Source organism: Pedobacter sp. GR22-10 (assembly GCF_026239715.1).
GTDB lineage: Bacteria > Bacteroidota > Bacteroidia > Sphingobacteriales > Sphingobacteriaceae > Pedobacter.
In genome coordinates this window covers 319,492-335,971 of the sequence record NZ_JAPIVR010000003.1, presented here as the reverse complement: position 1 = coordinate 335,971, position 16,480 = coordinate 319,492, and the positions used below count along the sequence as shown (strand labels likewise).

The following is a 16,480-nucleotide window of genomic DNA, read 5'->3' as shown; positions in this document are numbered from 1 at the left end:
GGCAGCGTTTGGTTACTCTGCCTTTTTCTTTTACTTTTGCATCAGAAAATATAGATTATGCAAGCACAAAGTACCTCAATAGATTTTTTACCCATTATATTTCAAGTCGTAGTTGCTTTGGGTTTCGTGGTTACCACTTTGGTGGCTACACACTTTTTAGGTCCAAAACGTAAAACAAGTGATAAGCTTGAGGTATTTGAGGCCGGCGTTAAGAGCGTAGGTAATGCCCGTCAGCCTTTCTCTATCAAATATTTTGTAGTAGCTATTCTTTTTGTATTATTTGATATTGAAGTAATCTTCATGTATCCATGGGCTGTGAATTTCAGAGCACTTAGAATGGATGGGATGATTGAAATGTTCATCTTCATGGGGACATTACTTTTAGGATTTATTTATGTAATAAAGAAAAAAGTTTTAGACTGGAACTAGTTTGGTTGGCCATTCTTGGTTAGCTAATTTTAACTGAAAACTAAAAGTGTAACAACTACACTAACTCATATCCTCTTTGTTTATTTAGAAAGGTTCTAAATCAGGTTAAGCTTGTTTAATTGCCTTTTAAATATTGTAAATTTGTTGCTCATTCTGCAAAGGGATGAGCATTTTTTGTTTATAAACATGAGTGAAATTAATATAGTAGATGCGCCTCCAGGAACAGAAGGACCTGGTTATTTTGCCACTTCTTTAGATAAGGTAATTGGTTTGGCGCGCTCCAATTCATTATGGCCACTGCCTTTTGCCACTTCCTGTTGTGGTATTGAATTTATGGCAACTATGGGATCTCACTATGATCTTGGTCGTTTTGGCGCAGAGCGCTTAAGCTTTTCTCCACGTCAGGCAGATGTTTTAATGGTGATGGGAACTATTGCAAAAAAAATGGCTCCGGTATTAAAGCAGGTTTATATCCAGATGGCTGAGCCACGCTGGGTAATGGCTGTTGGTGCTTGTGCCAGTAGTGGGGGAATTTTTGATACTTATTCCGTTTTACAGGGTATTGATGAAGTTATTCCGGTTGATGTTTACGTACCAGGTTGCCCACCAAGGCCTGAAGCTATTTTAGATGGCTTCCAACGTATTCAGGATTTGGTAAGAAACGAATCAGGCAGAAGAAGAAACTCAGATTATTATAAAGATCTTTTAGGTCAATACGGCATTAAATAATGGAAGAAACTATACTGAATAACGATATCCACGTTAAGCTGACTGAAAAGTTTGGTGAAAAAGTTACTGCCGTTTCTGAGCCTTATGGTTTTTTAACTATCGTAACCTACAAAGATGTGATCATTAACGTGCTTTCTTATCTCAAAGAAGAATTAAAGTTCAATTTTCTTACTGATATTACTGCGGTTCATTATCCGGGTAAAGATCATGGTATTGCGGTGGTTTACCATCTGAATAATATGGTAGAGCGAGTAAGGATCAGAATTAAGGTTTTTATCTCTGAGCAAAATCCAACCATTCCTACGGCAACAACTGTTTGGAAAGGTGCTAACTGGATGGAGCGTGAAACGTATGATTTGTTTGGGGTTAAATTTGAAGGCCACCCAGATTTACGCCGTATTTTAAATATGGATGATTTAGGTGTACATCCGATGTTGAAGCAATATCCATTGGAAGACCCTAACAGAGTTGATAAAAAAGATGAATTTTTTGGAAGGTAATTTATATGAATCATAACCATCCGGTATATACAGATAACGATCCGCAAAGTGAGCTGGTAACCTTGAACTTAGGTCCAACACACCCTGCAACCCACGGTGTTTTTCAAAACGTTTTGCAATTAGATGGCGAGCGGATTGTAAGCGGCGTTTCTACAATTGGGTATATTCACCGTGCTTTCGAAAAGATTGCTGAACATCGCCCTTTTTATCAAATCACGCCACTTACTGATCGGTTAAACTATTGTTCGTCGCCTATTAATAACATGGGCTGGCATATGACAGTTGAAAAATTACTGAACATCCAGATGCCAAAACGTGTTGATTATCTTCGCGTAATCATCATGGAGCTTTCCCGTATCGCTGATCACATTATCTGTAATACGATTATCGGTCAGGATACCGGTGCAACGACAACTTTCCTTTACCTGTTCCAGTTTCGTGAACACATTTACGAGATTTTTGAAGAGGTTTGCGGGGCTCGTTTAACTACAAATATTGGTCGTATTGGTGGTTTTGAAAGAGATTTCAATGAAATTGCCTTTGCCAAAATCAATAAATTTTTAAAAGAGTTTCCGGTAGCTTTAAAAGAGTTTGAAAATCTTTTAACCCGTAACCGTATTTTTATCGACAGAACAGCAGGGGTTGCTGAAGTTACGAAAGAAACTGCCCTGGAATATAGCTGGACAGGTCCGCTTTTGCGTGCCACAGGTGTAGATTATGATGTTCGGGTAAGTGATCCATATTCTTCTTATCAGGATTTCGATTTCGAGGTTCCGGTAGGTACAAGTGGTGATATCTATGATAGATATTTGGTGCGTAATGAAGAAATGTGGCAGAGTGTTCGCATTATCGAACAAGCACTGGTGAAGTTAAAAACAGAACCTAAAGGTATTTTTCATGCCGATGTTCCTGATTTTTATCTTCCTCCGAAACAAGAAGTGTATAATAATATGGAAGCATTGATCTATCACTTTAAAATTGTGATGGGAGAGATTGATGCACCAAAGGCAGAAGTTTACCATGCCGTAGAAGGCGGAAACGGCGAGTTAGGTTTCTATCTGATTAATGATGGAGGGCGTACACCATATCGCTTGCACTTCCGCAGACCAAGTTTTGTAAATTACCAGATGTTTGCACCAATGAGTGAAGGCATGTTATTGTCTGATGCCATTATCAACATGAGTAGTATGAATATCATTGCAGGAGAATTAGATGCTTAAAGTAGAAGAACAAACACCTGTACAATTTTCATCAGAATTGTTAGCCAAATTTGATGATGTTAAAAGTCGCTATCCTGAAGGGAAAGAAAAATCAGCATTGCTGCCATTATTACATTTGGTACAGGCAGAATACCTTTGGGTAAGTACTCCGGCGATGGATAAGGTTGCAGAATACTTAAATATTCAGCCCATTGAAGTATATGAAGTGGCTACATTTTATACGATGTATTTTTTAAAACCCCAAGGTAAATATGCTTTGGAGGTTTGCCGTACAGGCCCTTGTTGCCTGGTTGGTGCAGAAAAAATATTAGATCACCTCGAAGCAAAGCTGGGTGTTAAAGAAGGTGAAGTCACAGCAGATGGTTTATTTAGCTTTAGAGGAGTTGAATGTTTAGCTGCCTGTGGATTTGGTCCGGTTTTGCAAATTAGCCCGGAATATACTTTCTACGAAAACTTAACTACAGAAAGTGTAGATCAATTGATTGAAGATTTGAAAAATAAGTCTTAAGTCTTAAGTCTTAAGTCGTGAGTCATTTTGGATTCGAGACTTAAGACTTAAGACTACGGACTATAGACTAATAAAAATGTCTCGAAAACTGTTACTTGAGCATATAAACGTACCAGGCATCAATACACTTGAGGTCTATCGCCAAAAAGGCGGGTACCGTGCCGTGGAGAAAGCCCTTAAAACTTTAACACCTGAAGAGATTGTTGAAGAAGTTAAGAAATCAGGTTTGCGCGGTCGTGGTGGTGCGGGTTTCCCAACGGGAATGAAATGGAGTTTTTTGGCTAAACCAGAAGGAGTTGCGCGCTATTTAGTATGCAATGCTGATGAGTCTGAGCCGGGAACTTTTAAAGACCGTTACCTGATGACTTACATTCCTCATGCTTTAATCGAAGGAATGATTGTTTCCAGTTTTGCCCTGGGTGCGAAGGTTTCATACATCTACGTTCGTGGAGAAATGATGCCTCAAATCCGTATTCTGGAAAAGGCAATTGCTGAGGCAAAAGCTGCCGGATGGTTAGGTAAAAACATTTTAGGAACGGGTTACGATTTAGAATTATATGTTCAGCCCGGTGGTGGTGCTTACATTTGTGGAGAAGAAACCGCTTTGTTAGAATCACTTGAGGGTAAAAGAGGTAATCCGAGGATTAAGCCACCATTCCCTGCGATTGCTGGTTTATATGGCTGCCCAACGGTAGTTAATAACGTAGAATCGATTGCTGCAGTGGTGCCAATTATCAATGATGGTGGCGATGAATACGCAAAAATAGGTATTGGTAGAAGTACAGGTACAAAATTAATATCAGCATCAGGAAACTTAGTAAAACCTGGTGTTTATGAAATTGAATTAGGCTTACCAGTTGAAGAATTTATCTATTCTGATGAATATTGTGGAGGTATTGCGAATGGTAAACGCTTAAAAGCAACAGTTGCAGGTGGGTCATCTGTTCCGGTTTTACCGGCTAATTTAACTTTAAAGTTAGCTAACGGGGAACCTCGTTTAATGAGTTACGAATCTTTATCAGAAGGCGGATTTGCTACCGGAACCATGATGGGTTCAGGTGGTTTTATTGCTTTTGATGAAGACCAGTGTATTGTTCGTAATACCTGGAATTTCTCCCGTTTTTATCATCACGAAAGTTGCGGACAATGTTCGCCATGCCGTGAAGGTACCGGGTGGATGGAAAAAGTGTTACACAAAATTGAACATGGTCATGGATCGATGGATGATGTGGATTTGCTTTGGGATATCCAACGGAAGATTGAAGGTAATACCATTTGTCCATTAGGAGACGCAGCAGCATGGCCTGTAGCGAGTGCAATTCGTCATTTCAGAGATGAATTTGAGTGGCACATTAAAGAACCCGTTAAAAGCCAGAGCCAAAACTATGGTATTGCTAATTATGCAACACCGATTGAAAAAGCGCCGGTAACAGAAGAGAAATAAAATCCTAAGGACGCAATTTGTAACCTTAGGATTTAACTTAATACGATAAAAATATGTAGATGAAAGAAGAAATATCACCAGTAATCATCCCAAACGAAGTAATAATTAATAAAATATATCTTTTTAGAGGAGTAAAGGTGATGTTAGATTCTGATTTGGCAGAGCTCTTTGGTGTTGATACTAAACGGCTAAAAGAGCAGGTTCGAAGAAACATAGTGCGTTTTCCGGAACACTTTATGTTTGAATTGACGAAAGAAGAAAATGATGTTCTAAGGTCGCAATTTGCGACCTTAGAACAAGGGAAATACTCAAAATATCTACCGTTCGCATTTAGCGAACATGGTATTTTGCAATTATCAAATGTTTTAAAAAGTAATCAGGCGATAGCGGTAAGTATTAAAATTATTGATGTATTTGTACAGCTCCGAACAATGGTTTTGAGCAATACAGAAATCAGATTAGAAGTAGAAAAGATAAAAAAGAAGGTAGATCATCAGGATAAAAACATTGAAGTCATCTTCAGGTATTTTGATGAACTACTCGAACAGAAAGAAAAACCAAGAAAAGAAATTGGTTACAAAATCTCGAAAGAGAAAAATAAATTATAAAGATTGCTAAATGCCTAATAATAGTGGCATAGTGCTTAAAAATAAAGATTATCATTAACCATGAGTGAAAAAGTTAAGGTTACGATAGATGGAATAGCAGTAGAGGTTGATAACGGAACCACTATCCTGAATGCTGCAAGGCAAATAGGTGGTGATATCGTACCTCCGGCCATGTGCTACTATTCCAAGTTAGAAGGAAGTGGTGGTAAATGCCGTACCTGTATTGTTAAGGTAACAAAAGGTTCTGAAAAAGATCCGCGTCCAATGCCAAAGCTAGTGGCATCTTGCCGTACAACCGTAATGGATGGAATGGAAGTGTTAAACATCACCTCTCCAGAGGTTTTGGAAGCACGCGCTGGTGTAGTCGAGATTTTATTAATTAACCACCCGTTAGATTGTCCGGTTTGCGATCAGGCAGGGGAGTGTGATTTGCAAAACTTAGGTTACGAGCATGGATTGCAAAAAACGCGTTATGAGTTTGAGCGCCGTACTTTTGATCGTATCGATATTGGTGATCAGATTCAGTTGCACATGAATCGCTGTATTCTGTGTTACCGTTGCGTTTTTACTGCCGATCAGATTACCAACAAGCGTGTTCATGGAATCTTAAACCGCGGCGATCATTCTGAAATTTCAACGTATATACAGCAGGCCGTAGATAATGATTTCTCCGGAAATGTGATTGATGTTTGCCCGGTCGGAGCACTAACCGATAGAACTTTCCGTTTCAAAAACCGGGTTTGGTTTACCAAACCGGTTGATGCACACCGCAATTGTGACCATGAAAAATGCAACGGTAAAGTGACACTTTGGTATAAAGGAGAAGATGTTTTACGTGTTACGGCCCGTAAAGATCAGTTTGGAGAGGTTGAAGAATTTATTTGTAATACTTGTCGTTTCGATAAGAAAGCAACTTCCGACTGGACTATTGAGCATCCAACACATATTGATGATACTTCAGTAATTGCATCTAATCATTACGAAACACTAAGGCCACTTCCGGTAATTAAGCCAAATGCGGCACTACAGGTGGCAAATGAAATTGAATTACATAAAACAGTAAAATACTAATGGATACAGGTTTTATCATAGAGAAATTTATTCTGGTAGCGGTTATTTTCGGTATCAGTTTGGTTGTAGCCATGTATTCCACTTATGCGGAGCGTAAGGTTGCAGCTTATCTGCAAGACCGTTTAGGTCCGGATAGAGCTGGTCCGTTTGGAATACTGCAACCTTTAGCCGATGGTGTAAAAATGTTTATGAAAGAGGAAATCATTCCCGCTTCATCCAATAAGTGGTTATTTATTGTGGGCCCGGGTTTGGCCTTGCTTTGTGCCTGTATCGGTACGGCGGTTATTCCCTGGGGCAGCCCGATGGAAATTGGCGGTAAGGTTGTTCCATTACAGGTAGCTGACATCAACGTTGGCGTTTTATACATCTTTGGCGTGGTTTCTTTAGGCGTTTATGGGGTAATGATTGGCGGTTGGGCATCGAATAATAAGTATTCATTATTGAGTGCCATTCGTGCAGCATCACAAAACATCAGCTATGAAATTGCAATGGGTTTATCTATCATCGCATTGCTTTTGATGACCAATACTTTAAGTTTAAAAACCATTGTTGAGCAACAACATGGCTGGCATTGGAATGTATTATATCAACCGTTGGGATTTCTGATATTCATGGTTTGTTCTTTTGCAGAAACCAACCGTGCGCCTTTCGACTTGCCTGAATGTGAAACGGAATTAATAGGTGGTTACCACACGGAATATTCATCCATGAAATTAGGTTTTTACCTGTTTGCAGAATACATCAACATGTTTGTCTCATCAGCAGTAATGGCCACTTTATACTTTGGCGGGTATAACTATCCAGGCATGGATTATATGGCTACTTTGCTTGGGCCAACATGGGCACCACTTTTTGGTGTGGGTGTTTTCTTTCTGAAAATAGTTTTTTTCATCTTTTTCTTCATGTGGGTACGCTGGACAATCCCTCGTTTCCGTTATGATCAGTTGATGAATTTAGGTTGGAAAGGTTTAATACCTTTGGCCATTGCCAACATTATAATAACCGGAGTTGTGATTGCGATTATAGAGAAGTTTTAATTATGGAATCATTAAGTAACAAGAAAAAAGTACTGGAACAAAAGCCGCTGAGCTTTATGGAAAGAATGTACCTTCCGGCAATTGCAAAAGGAATGGGCATTACCATCAGCCACTTGTTCAAAAAAGAGGCTACAGTAAGATATCCGGAAGTTGAACGCGAATTTTCTGCAAACTTTAGGGGAATGCACTCACTTAAACGCGATGAAAACGGAAAAGAGCGTTGTACAGCTTGTGGTTTATGCGCATTATCCTGCCCCGCTGAAGCAATTACCATGATCGCTGCAGAACGCAAAAATGAGGAAAAGCATTTATATCGTGAGGAAAAATATGCAGCTACTTATGAAATTAACATGTTGCGTTGCATTTTCTGTGGATTATGTGAAGAAGCCTGCCCTAAAGAAGCTATTTACTTAGACGGGCCAATCGTACCTGCTGATTATTTACGTAAAGATTTTATTTACGGTAAAGATAAACTGGTTGAGGCGCCGTTGGAGATGAAAAAATAATAAATGTTGTCCTGAACTTGTTTAAGGACTAAACATTAAGATCCTGAAATAAATTCAGGAAGACGAAAATAAAAAGATTGCTTCGTACCTCGCAATGATGACGAAGAAACTAATAAACAAATAACAAATTAATGAGTACACAAGTATTCTATTTCGTAGCCACATTAAGTATCATCTTTTCGCTGATGGTGATTTTTGCTAAAAATCCAATTCATAGCGTTCTATACTTAATCCTCACCTTTTTCACATTTACGGTACATTATGTACTGTTGAATGCACAATTTTTAGCGGTTGTAAATTTCATTGTTTACATGGGAGCCATCATGGTATTATTTCTATTTGTACTGATGCTTCTCAACCTCAATAAAGAAACTGAACCGGTAAAATCACCATTAATTAAGATTGTGGGGGTAATTGCAGGCTGTTGCTTAATTGTTACCCTGGTAGGTTCATTTAAGGCTGCAAGCATTAACAGTCCGCTGATCTTAAAAAACCAGGGATTAGGCTTGGTTGAAAATTTAGGTAAGGAACTTTTTGGCCCATTCCTGTTACCATTCGAATTATCATCTCTGTTGCTATTGGCCGCAATGGTTGGAGCCGTTTTATTATCTAAAAGAGATGAGGTAGAAGCATAATGGAAAATTTAACTACACAAATGGCAGGCGTTCCGCTTAATCACTACATCTATTTATGTGCCATCATTTTCACAATTGGTGTAATCGGTGTATTAACCCGTAGAAATGCAATCGTAATTTTCATGTCGGTTGAACTCATGTTAAATGCAGTAAACCTGCTTTTGACTGCCTTTTCGGTTCACAGTAATGATCCTTCCGGACAGGTTTTTGTATTCTTCATTATGGCGCTTGCGGCTGCAGAAGTTGCAGTGGGTTTGGCGATTATCGTAATGGTTTACAGAAATACAAAATCAATAGATATTAATGTTTTAAATCGCCTTAAGTGGTAAATATATATTAAGAATGACAATAGAACAATTGATTTGGTTAGTTCCCTTACTTCCTTTTTTAGGGTTTGTAATTAACGGACTGGGCAGAAACACTCTATCTAAAGGACTTGTTGGAATCATTGGAAGTGGCGTAATATTTGCCTCATTCATGATCAGCTTAGTTATTTTCTTTAGTTTACAAGGCGATACACAAAAATCTCACGAAGTATTTTTATTCGATTGGATAAGCGCAGGAACATTGCACATTCCACTATCATTCCTGGTTGACCCGTTGAGTTCAATTATGCTGTTGATTATTACAGGAATTGGTTTCTTAATCCATTTATATTCGACCAGCTACATGCACGATGATGCCGGATTTGGTAAATTCTTCGCTTACCTGAACCTGTTTGTATTCTTCATGCTGTTATTAGTATTGGGTTCAAATTATATCGTGATGTTTATCGGATGGGAGGGCGTAGGTTTGTGCTCATATCTGTTAATCGGTTTCTGGTATACCAACACCGCTTATGCATCAGCAGCTAAAAAGGCATTTGTCATGAACCGCATTGGTGATTTAGGCTTTTTACTAGGCGTATTCATAATGTTCAACTTCTTCGGAAGTGTTGAATTTTCTAAAATCTTTCCTCAAGCAGCGAACATGTTGCCAGGAAATAACACATTGGTTTTAATTACTATCTTATTATTTATTGGTGCCTGTGGTAAATCGGCGCAGTTGCCTTTGTTTACCTGGTTGCCTGATGCGATGGCCGGACCAACGCCTGTTTCTGCATTAATACATGCAGCAACAATGGTAACCGCGGGAATTTATATGATTGCCCGTTCAAGCGTATTATTTGATCTGGCACCATTTACCCAACATATTATTGCCATTATTGGTGCGACAACCGCTTTAGTAGCTGCAATTATTGCTTTAACACAAACAGACATCAAAAAAGTACTGGCGTATTCAACCGTATCCCAATTGGGATATATGTTTTTAGGCTTAGGTGTTGGCGCTTACACAGGCTCATTTTTCCACGTGTTAACCCACGCATTCTTTAAAGCATTATTATTCCTTGGGGCTGGTTCAGTTATTCACGCCATGCATCATGAGCAGGATATGCGCCAAATGGGCGGATTAAGGAAGAAACTTCCGGTAACTTTCTTAACCATGATGATCGGCGCCATTGCCATCGCTGGTTTACCTCCGTTCTCTGGTTTCTTTTCTAAAGATGAAATTTTAGCACACGCTTTTCAATATAGCCCGGTACTTTGGGGTATTGGTGTATTAACTGCATTTTTAACTGCGTTCTATATGTTCAGAATGATGTTTCTTACTTTCTCCGGAAAATACAGAGGAACACATCATGAAGAAAGTCATGTGCATGAGTCGCCAAAAGCAATGACTATTCCATTAATTATTTTAGCCATTTTGGCTGCAATTGGAGGAGCAATTAACATTCCTCATGTTTTCGGTGGCAACGAGTGGCTGGCACATTGGTTATCAGGTGCAGGTGTTGCACAACATGAGTTGGATTTAAGTCATTCAACTGAATTTACATTAATGGGTGTTTCCGTTGTAGCTGCCATTTTCGCATTGCTTTATGCTTATACCAGATATGTAAAAGGTGCTCGCGTTCCTGTTGCTGATGAGGCACCACGTTCAGCTTTGGCTAAATTATCATATCATAAATTCTATCTGGATGAGATTTACGATTTCATCATTACAAAACCTTTAGATGCATTTTCAAGATTTTTCTACAGAATCATTGATACAAAATTCATCGACGGTATGGTGAACGGATTGGGATGGAGTACAAACGAGGCAAGTAAAGGTGTTCGTTTATTACAAAGTGGGAACGTAGGTTTCTATATATTTATGATGGTAGCTGGTATCATCGCATTGCTTGCTTATACATTTTATTACATCTAAAAAGGGTTCAAAAATAAATAATGGAACAACTTTTACTACTTATATTTCTTCCGCTTGCAGGTGCAATTATTACGGCCCTTGCAGGTAAGTCGGCTAAAATAGTTTCGACCGTAATTTCGGTTGCATCTCTGGGCCTGGCCTTGTTCATTGCCTGTAACTTTATTCCAGACGCAAGTACACAGTTCGAAGCAAACTTACCATGGATTGCGGATCTTGGCATTCGTTTCCATGCAGGTATCGATGGCATTAGCATGTTAGTGGTATTACTTACGAATTTGCTTATTCCGATTATCATTTTATCGAGCTACAAATACGATTATAAAAATCCGGCTGCTTTTTATGCCTTGATTTTATTCATGCAGGCTGGTTTATTATTGGTTTTTACCGCAATGGATGCTTTCTTATTTTATATAGGATGGGAAGCTGCATTGATTCCGATTTACTTTATTTGCGCATTCTGGGGCGGAAAAGATAGGATACGCATTAACATGAAATTCTTCGTTTATACGATTGCAGGTTCATTGTTTATGTTGATGGGTATTATTTATTTATACTTACAAAACCCAGCCCACAACTTCGATATTCAGGCTTTTTATGCTTTAAACTTAGATAGTGCACAACAAGGCTGGATTTTCTGGGCTTTCTTTATTGCATTCGCGATCAAGATGCCGATTTTCCCTTTCCATACCTGGCAGCCAGATACCTATACGGCAGCTCCAACTCATGGAACGATGCTGTTATCCGGTATCATGTTGAAAATGGGTATTTACGGTGTAATCAGATGGTTGTTGCCGATTGTGCCAACGGGCGTTCAGGATTGGTCTTGTCTGGCTATGGTACTGTCCATTATCGGAATTGTTTACGCTTCACTCATTGCCTTTACTCAGAAAGACGCTAAGCGACTCGTTGCTTATTCATCTATTGCTCACGTTGGGTTAATTTCTGCCGGCATTTTTGCATTGAACCAACAAGGTATGCAAGGTGCAATGGTTCAAATGTTAAGTCATGGTATTAACGTGGTTGGTCTGTTCTTCGTTTTGGATATTATTTTCTCCAGGTTAAAAACGAATAAGATTGAAGAACTTGGCGGTATTGCTAAGTTGGCTCCACAATTGGCTATCACATTTTTAATTATTGTTTTGGGTACAGTAGCTTTACCCGGAACGAATGGTTTTATTGGTGAATTCCTGCTATTAATGGGGGTTTACAATTACGGTATATGGGCTGCTGCAATTGCAGGGCTAACCATCATTTTCGGCGCAGTTTACATGTTGCGCATGTATCAAAATGTAATGCTTGGCAAAACCAACGAATTAACCATTACCTTCACAGATATTAAAGGAACTGAAAAATTAGTCCTTTACATTATTTGTGCCTTGATTATTATTTTGGGTGTTTATCCAAAACCATTATTGCATTTAACAGAGGCATCTGTACAACATTTATTAGAACAGGTACATCAAAAATTAACATCAGTAAAATAAGCAATGAATATTATCATAACCATTAGTATAACCGCTTTTATTGTTCTTTATGCAGGATTGTTTAAAGCCAAGAAAGCATTACTGCCGCTTACTGTTGTTGGCTTGCTTACCGCATTGGGATTTACTATCGGCGCCTGGAATGGTCATGCCATTCACTTCGGCATGATGCAGACAGATAACTTTGCGTTAGCATTCTCTGGCGTTTGTATCATTGGTACACTTTTGATTTTCCTGTTGACACAGAACTATTTTCATGCTAAAAGTGATAACATAGCCGAATACTATACTTTAATTCTTTTCGCCCTTGCCGGGATGATTATGATGGTATCGTATAAAAATATGGCGATGCTTTTTGTGGGACTTGAAATCATGTCGGTAAGTTTATACATTCTGGCCGGGATCCGAAAAAGGGACTTTGCATCGAACGAAGCATCATTAAAGTATTTTTTAATGGGTGCATTTTCAACAGGCTTTTTACTGTTCGGTATTACCTTAATTTACGGTGCTACCGGTTCATTTGATTTAGATAAAATTCAGGCTTACCTGGTTGATAATAGTAAAGCGATATCGCCAATTTTTTATCCCGGCGTTATCCTGATGATGATTGGTTTATGCTTTAAAGTTGGCGCTGCACCGTTCCATTTCTGGACACCTGATGTATATGAAGGATCTCCTACATTGATTACCACCTTTATGAGTACCGTGGTTAAAACAGCTGGTTTCGCTGCTTTCTTAAGGTTGTTTTCAGATGCTTTTGCTCCCCTTCATGATTTCTGGGTGGCACCTTTAATTGTAATTGTTTGTTTAACCTTATTCATTGGTAACATTACGGCACTGTTTCAGAAGAACTTTAAGCGGATGTTAGCGTATTCCAGTATCTCTCATGCAGGTTACCTGTTGTTTTCTCTTATTGTATTAAGCGCAAATTCAGAAAACAATGTTTTAGTTTATGCGGCGGCCTATACTTTTGCTTCCATCATTGCATTTGCGGTGTTGATTCTGGTAAAGCAAAAAACCGGCAGTGATAGTTTTGAGAGCTTCAACGGTTTGGGCAGGAAAAATCCTTTAGTGGCACTTTCGCTCACGGTTGCGATGTTATCTTTAGCAGGTATTCCTTTAACTGCTGGCTTTATCGGGAAATATTTGATGTTCCTGAATGTAATGGGCGAATATCAAATGTTATTGGTAACCTTTGCCATTCTAAACGCGCTGGTAGGTTTTTACTATTACTTTAAGGTTATTGTAGCCATGTGGTTTAAAGAAGGGGCAGAAATCGAACTTTCTACACCAGGTCAGTATAAGGTAGTTTTATTGGTATCAGTAGCGATTACGCTTATTTTGGGTATTTATCCTGCAATTATTTTAAACCTAATATAGGTATACAGTTGTTAGATAATTATTTGTAGTTTTACAAATAACTTATATGCACGATTTTTGGAATAACCTGCATCACCTGATTGATCCCGAGAAATTATTGAGGGAAGGCGGTTTCTATCTTGTTGTATTTGTCATTTATGCAGAGACCGGTTTATTCTTCGGTTTCTTTCTCCCTGGTGATTATTTACTGTTTTTAGCTGGAATGTTTGTAGCAACAGGGAAGCTGGATGTCAACATTGCATTGCTGTTGGCAGGATTGTGCGTTGCTGCAATTTCAGGAAATTTTACAGGTTACTGGTTCGGAAGAAAAACAGGGCCGGTGCTGTACACTAGAAAAGACAGTTTTTTCTTTAAAAAGAAATATCTCAAAGCTGCAGAACGTTATTATAATAAACAGGGGGCTTTCGCATTAATCATGGGCAGATTTGTTCCGATTGTTAGAACTTTTGCACCGATTTTTGCTGGGGTGGTGAGATTAGACTTTAAGCGATTTGCCCTTTACAATGTAGTGGGTGGTGTATTATGGATTTGCTCGCTTACTTTACTGGGATATTTCTTAGGAAAAAGGTTTGAAAAAGAAATTAACGATTACTTATTATATATTATTATTGGCTTCATCATTATCACAACTATCCCTTTATTGATTACATTTGTAAAAAGTAAAGTAACAAGTTCTGAAGAGGATAAGACAGATTAAAATTAAAAATGGCAAAAGAAGAAACCCACGCTTGGCATAGCGTATCACCAGGTAAAAACGTACCGGAAATTGTAAATGCAATTATTGAAATCCCAAAAGGCTCAAAAGCAAAATACGAAATAGATAAAGAATCAGGATTAATTAAGTTAGACAGGGTTCTTTTTTCATCAGTGATGTATCCTGCAAATTATGGTTTTATTCCACAAACTTATTGTGACGATAAAGATCCTTTAGATATTTTAGTGCTTTGTTCAGTTGATGTTTATCCTATGACATTAATCGAAGCAAAGGTTGTAGGTGTAATGCATATGGTGGATAATGGAGAGCAGGATGATAAGATTATAGCTGTTGCTGCTCATGATATGTCTGTTAACTATATTAACGACTTAGATGAATTGCCTCCGCACCAGATGAAAGAAATTGTTCGTTTCTTTCAGGATTATAAAGCATTAGAAGATAAAAATGTAACCATCGAACATTTGTTAGGTGTTCGCTATGCTCATAAAGTGATTAAAGAGAGCATGGAACTTTATAATACCACATTTAGAGAATTAGCTTAATGGATTTACCCACGGTTTGCTTGTTTTTAAATATTAAATTAAGCGCAATCCTTCCATCATCAAGCCTGGCGATGGTTGCCTTAGCGGAAACTGATACAACATCAGTTGGATGGCGGTTATTTTTTGCTTTGTTCCTGGTATTGTTGAATGGATTTTTTGTTGCAGCAGAGTTTGCCATTGTTAAAGTCCGGGCTTCACAAATAGAAATCAAAGCAAAAACAGGCAGCAGAGTGGGTAAAATGGCTAAAACAATTATCCATAACCTGGATGGTTATTTAGCTGCCACACAGTTAGGTATAACGCTTGCATCACTTGGCCTGGGTTGGGTTGGTGAAGGCGTTATGCATACTATCTTTAAAAATCTTTTTGATAGCTTACAATGGGGTTTAAGTGATGCAACCATTCATACCGCATCTACCATTGTAGCCTTTTCTCTGATCACCATTATGCATATTGTGTTTGGTGAACTGGCTCCCAAATCATTCGCCATTCAGCGTCCGGTAGCCACAACATTATTTGTATCCGTACCCTTACAGATCTTTTATGTTGTTTTCCGGCCATTTATATGGACGTTAAACAGCTTGGCTGCTGTAATTTTAAAGCCATTCGGGATTGATACTTCTGCGGGGCATGAATCACTGCATAGCACCGAAGAATTACAGTACTTGCTTGAACAAGGTAAAGAGAGTGGTGCATTAGATAATAACGAACACGAATTAATTAAAAATGTATTTGATTTTAATGAGCGTGTGGTTAAAAATATTATGGTGCCACGAACTAAAATTTCGGGTATTGAATTAACTTCTCCAAAGGAAGAAGTGGTGGATACAATTATTAAAGAAGGATACTCCCGTTTACCGGTTTATGATGACATCATGGATAAAATTGTCGGTATCATTCACGCTAAAGATATTTTGCCGCTCGTTGCAGCCGGAAACCAGCATTGGACATTAAACGACATTATCCGTAAGCCCTATTTTGTTACGGAAACAAAAAAGATTAATGATTTGATGAGCGAACTTCAGAGTAACCGCATTCAGATTGCTATTGTATTAGATGAATTCGGTGGAACAGCAGGTATGGTTACCCTTGAAGATATTGTAGAAGAGCTTGTTGGAGAAATTCAGGATGAATACGATGAGGAAAAACCATTGGTTGAAAAGGTTTCTGATAATGAGTTTATTGTAAACGCCTTTGCAACAGTTTATGATGTTAATGAACATTTGCCACATGATTTACCGGAGGATGAAGATTTCGATACCATTGGTGGTCTAGTGTCGCATGTGTTTGAACGTATTCCGGAAGTTGGCGAAAGCAATGAATCTTATGGTTATCTGTTTACCATTCTGAAGAAAACTGAACAAAATATCGAAACCATAAAGTTAGAATTGGTGATCAATAAAGAAGATATGGTTGATAATCACTAATTTC

Annotated in this window: 18 protein-coding genes; all 18 read left to right on the top strand. The window is 38.5% G+C overall.

The annotated features are described in order from the left end of the window. Nucleotides 1–57 precede the first annotated feature (57 nt). Entirely contained in the window at nucleotides 58–429 is a 372-nt protein-coding gene (locus OQX64_RS14170) for an NADH-quinone oxidoreductase subunit A (RefSeq protein ID WP_088299790.1), read from the top strand. Nucleotides 430–615: 186 nt separating this feature from the next. Next, nucleotides 616–1,158: an NADH-quinone oxidoreductase subunit B gene (locus OQX64_RS14165; protein ID WP_088299789.1), complete on the top strand. Its 543-nt coding sequence runs from the start codon at nucleotides 616–618 to the stop codon at nucleotides 1,156–1,158. Beyond that, nucleotides 1,158–1,658, top strand: a complete 501-nt coding sequence (locus OQX64_RS14160; protein WP_265819263.1) for an NADH-quinone oxidoreductase subunit C — start codon at nucleotides 1,158–1,160, stop codon at nucleotides 1,656–1,658. Before OQX64_RS14165 ends, OQX64_RS14160 begins: the two co-directional genes overlap by 1 nt. A 5-nt stretch (nucleotides 1,659–1,663) precedes the next feature. Next, on the top strand, nucleotides 1,664–2,878 hold the full coding sequence (locus OQX64_RS14155; RefSeq protein ID WP_265819262.1) for an NADH-quinone oxidoreductase subunit D: 1,215 nt from the start codon (nucleotides 1,664–1,666) through the stop codon (nucleotides 2,876–2,878). Beyond that, entirely contained in the window at nucleotides 2,871–3,386 is a 516-nt protein-coding gene (nuoE, locus tag OQX64_RS14150; protein ID WP_265819261.1) for an NADH-quinone oxidoreductase subunit NuoE, read from the top strand. The genes OQX64_RS14155 and nuoE overlap by 8 nt, the downstream gene beginning before the upstream one ends. Before the next feature lie 76 nt (nucleotides 3,387–3,462). Further along, complete coding sequence (nuoF, locus tag OQX64_RS14145) at nucleotides 3,463–4,830, top strand: NADH-quinone oxidoreductase subunit NuoF (protein WP_088299785.1); 1,368 nt, start codon at nucleotides 3,463–3,465, stop codon at nucleotides 4,828–4,830. A gap of 59 nt (nucleotides 4,831–4,889) precedes the next feature. Next, entirely contained in the window at nucleotides 4,890–5,438 is a 549-nt protein-coding gene (locus OQX64_RS14140; RefSeq protein WP_088299784.1) for an ORF6N domain-containing protein, read from the top strand. Between the two features lie 60 nt (nucleotides 5,439–5,498). After that, on the top strand, nucleotides 5,499–6,509 hold the full coding sequence (locus OQX64_RS14135; protein ID WP_265819260.1) for a 2Fe-2S iron-sulfur cluster-binding protein: 1,011 nt from the start codon (nucleotides 5,499–5,501) through the stop codon (nucleotides 6,507–6,509). Further along, nucleotides 6,509–7,546 carry an NADH-quinone oxidoreductase subunit NuoH gene (nuoH, locus tag OQX64_RS14130; protein WP_088299782.1) on the top strand — a complete coding sequence of 346 codons (1,038 nt, stop codon included), beginning with the start codon at nucleotides 6,509–6,511 and terminating at the stop codon, nucleotides 7,544–7,546. Before OQX64_RS14135 ends, nuoH begins: the two co-directional genes overlap by 1 nt. Nucleotides 7,547–7,548: 2 nt before the next feature. Beyond that, entirely contained in the window at nucleotides 7,549–8,052 is a 504-nt protein-coding gene (locus tag OQX64_RS14125; protein WP_088299781.1) for a NuoI/complex I 23 kDa subunit family protein, read from the top strand. Between the two features lie 131 nt (nucleotides 8,053–8,183). After that, complete coding sequence (locus tag OQX64_RS14120; protein ID WP_088299780.1) at nucleotides 8,184–8,687, top strand: NADH-quinone oxidoreductase subunit J; 504 nt, start codon at nucleotides 8,184–8,186, stop codon at nucleotides 8,685–8,687. Further along, the gene (nuoK, locus tag OQX64_RS14115) at nucleotides 8,687–9,016 is read left to right on the top strand and encodes an NADH-quinone oxidoreductase subunit NuoK (protein WP_010601897.1); all 330 of its coding nucleotides are present in this window, start codon (nucleotides 8,687–8,689) and stop codon (nucleotides 9,014–9,016) included. The genes OQX64_RS14120 and nuoK overlap by 1 nt, the downstream gene beginning before the upstream one ends. 13 nt (nucleotides 9,017–9,029) lie before the next feature. Continuing rightward, the gene (gene nuoL, locus OQX64_RS14110; protein ID WP_322974961.1) at nucleotides 9,030–10,931 is read left to right on the top strand and encodes an NADH-quinone oxidoreductase subunit L; all 1,902 of its coding nucleotides are present in this window, start codon (nucleotides 9,030–9,032) and stop codon (nucleotides 10,929–10,931) included. A gap of 20 nt (nucleotides 10,932–10,951) precedes the next feature. Continuing rightward, nucleotides 10,952–12,415 (top strand): complex I subunit 4 family protein, encoded by a 1,464-nt coding sequence (locus OQX64_RS14105; protein ID WP_265819259.1) that lies wholly within the window; start codon nucleotides 10,952–10,954, stop codon nucleotides 12,413–12,415. A 3-nt stretch (nucleotides 12,416–12,418) separates the two neighbouring features. Continuing rightward, on the top strand, nucleotides 12,419–13,792 hold the full coding sequence (locus OQX64_RS14100; RefSeq protein ID WP_265819258.1) for an NADH-quinone oxidoreductase subunit N: 1,374 nt from the start codon (nucleotides 12,419–12,421) through the stop codon (nucleotides 13,790–13,792). Nucleotides 13,793–13,838: 46 nt separating this feature from the next. Further along, nucleotides 13,839–14,489 (top strand): DedA family protein, encoded by a 651-nt coding sequence (locus tag OQX64_RS14095; RefSeq protein ID WP_088299777.1) that lies wholly within the window; start codon nucleotides 13,839–13,841, stop codon nucleotides 14,487–14,489. An 8-nt stretch (nucleotides 14,490–14,497) separates the two neighbouring features. Further along, entirely contained in the window at nucleotides 14,498–15,049 is a 552-nt protein-coding gene (locus tag OQX64_RS14090) for an inorganic diphosphatase (protein ID WP_029282047.1), read from the top strand. 71 nt (nucleotides 15,050–15,120) lie between these two features. Next, the gene (locus OQX64_RS14085; protein WP_172406438.1) at nucleotides 15,121–16,476 is read left to right on the top strand and encodes a hemolysin family protein; all 1,356 of its coding nucleotides are present in this window, start codon (nucleotides 15,121–15,123) and stop codon (nucleotides 16,474–16,476) included. Nucleotides 16,477–16,480 lie beyond the last annotated feature (4 nt).

What these genes read in the sequence shown, in the direction of transcription:
- OQX64_RS14170 (WP_088299790.1), top strand. Translation starts at nt 58, where the DNA reads ATGCAAGCACAAAGTACCTCAATAGATTTTTTACCCATTATATTTCAA.
- OQX64_RS14165 (WP_088299789.1), top strand. Translation starts at nt 616, where the DNA reads ATGAGTGAAATTAATATAGTAGATGCGCCTCCAGGAACAGAAGGACCT.
- OQX64_RS14160 (WP_265819263.1), top strand. Translation starts at nt 1,158, where the DNA reads ATGGAAGAAACTATACTGAATAACGATATCCACGTTAAGCTGACTGAA.
- OQX64_RS14155 (WP_265819262.1), top strand. Translation starts at nt 1,664, where the DNA reads ATGAATCATAACCATCCGGTATATACAGATAACGATCCGCAAAGTGAG.
- nuoE (WP_265819261.1), top strand. Translation starts at nt 2,871, where the DNA reads ATGCTTAAAGTAGAAGAACAAACACCTGTACAATTTTCATCAGAATTG.
- nuoF (WP_088299785.1), top strand. Translation starts at nt 3,463, where the DNA reads ATGTCTCGAAAACTGTTACTTGAGCATATAAACGTACCAGGCATCAAT.
- OQX64_RS14140 (WP_088299784.1), top strand. Translation starts at nt 4,890, where the DNA reads ATGAAAGAAGAAATATCACCAGTAATCATCCCAAACGAAGTAATAATT.
- OQX64_RS14135 (WP_265819260.1), top strand. Translation starts at nt 5,499, where the DNA reads ATGAGTGAAAAAGTTAAGGTTACGATAGATGGAATAGCAGTAGAGGTT.
- nuoH (WP_088299782.1), top strand. Translation starts at nt 6,509, where the DNA reads ATGGATACAGGTTTTATCATAGAGAAATTTATTCTGGTAGCGGTTATT.
- OQX64_RS14125 (WP_088299781.1), top strand. Translation starts at nt 7,549, where the DNA reads ATGGAATCATTAAGTAACAAGAAAAAAGTACTGGAACAAAAGCCGCTG.
- OQX64_RS14120 (WP_088299780.1), top strand. Translation starts at nt 8,184, where the DNA reads ATGAGTACACAAGTATTCTATTTCGTAGCCACATTAAGTATCATCTTT.
- nuoK (WP_010601897.1), top strand. Translation starts at nt 8,687, where the DNA reads ATGGAAAATTTAACTACACAAATGGCAGGCGTTCCGCTTAATCACTAC.
- nuoL (WP_322974961.1), top strand. Translation starts at nt 9,030, where the DNA reads ATGACAATAGAACAATTGATTTGGTTAGTTCCCTTACTTCCTTTTTTA.
- OQX64_RS14105 (WP_265819259.1), top strand. Translation starts at nt 10,952, where the DNA reads ATGGAACAACTTTTACTACTTATATTTCTTCCGCTTGCAGGTGCAATT.
- OQX64_RS14100 (WP_265819258.1), top strand. Translation starts at nt 12,419, where the DNA reads ATGAATATTATCATAACCATTAGTATAACCGCTTTTATTGTTCTTTAT.
- OQX64_RS14095 (WP_088299777.1), top strand. Translation starts at nt 13,839, where the DNA reads ATGCACGATTTTTGGAATAACCTGCATCACCTGATTGATCCCGAGAAA.
- OQX64_RS14090 (WP_029282047.1), top strand. Translation starts at nt 14,498, where the DNA reads ATGGCAAAAGAAGAAACCCACGCTTGGCATAGCGTATCACCAGGTAAA.
- OQX64_RS14085 (WP_172406438.1), top strand. Translation starts at nt 15,121, where the DNA reads ATGGTTGCCTTAGCGGAAACTGATACAACATCAGTTGGATGGCGGTTA.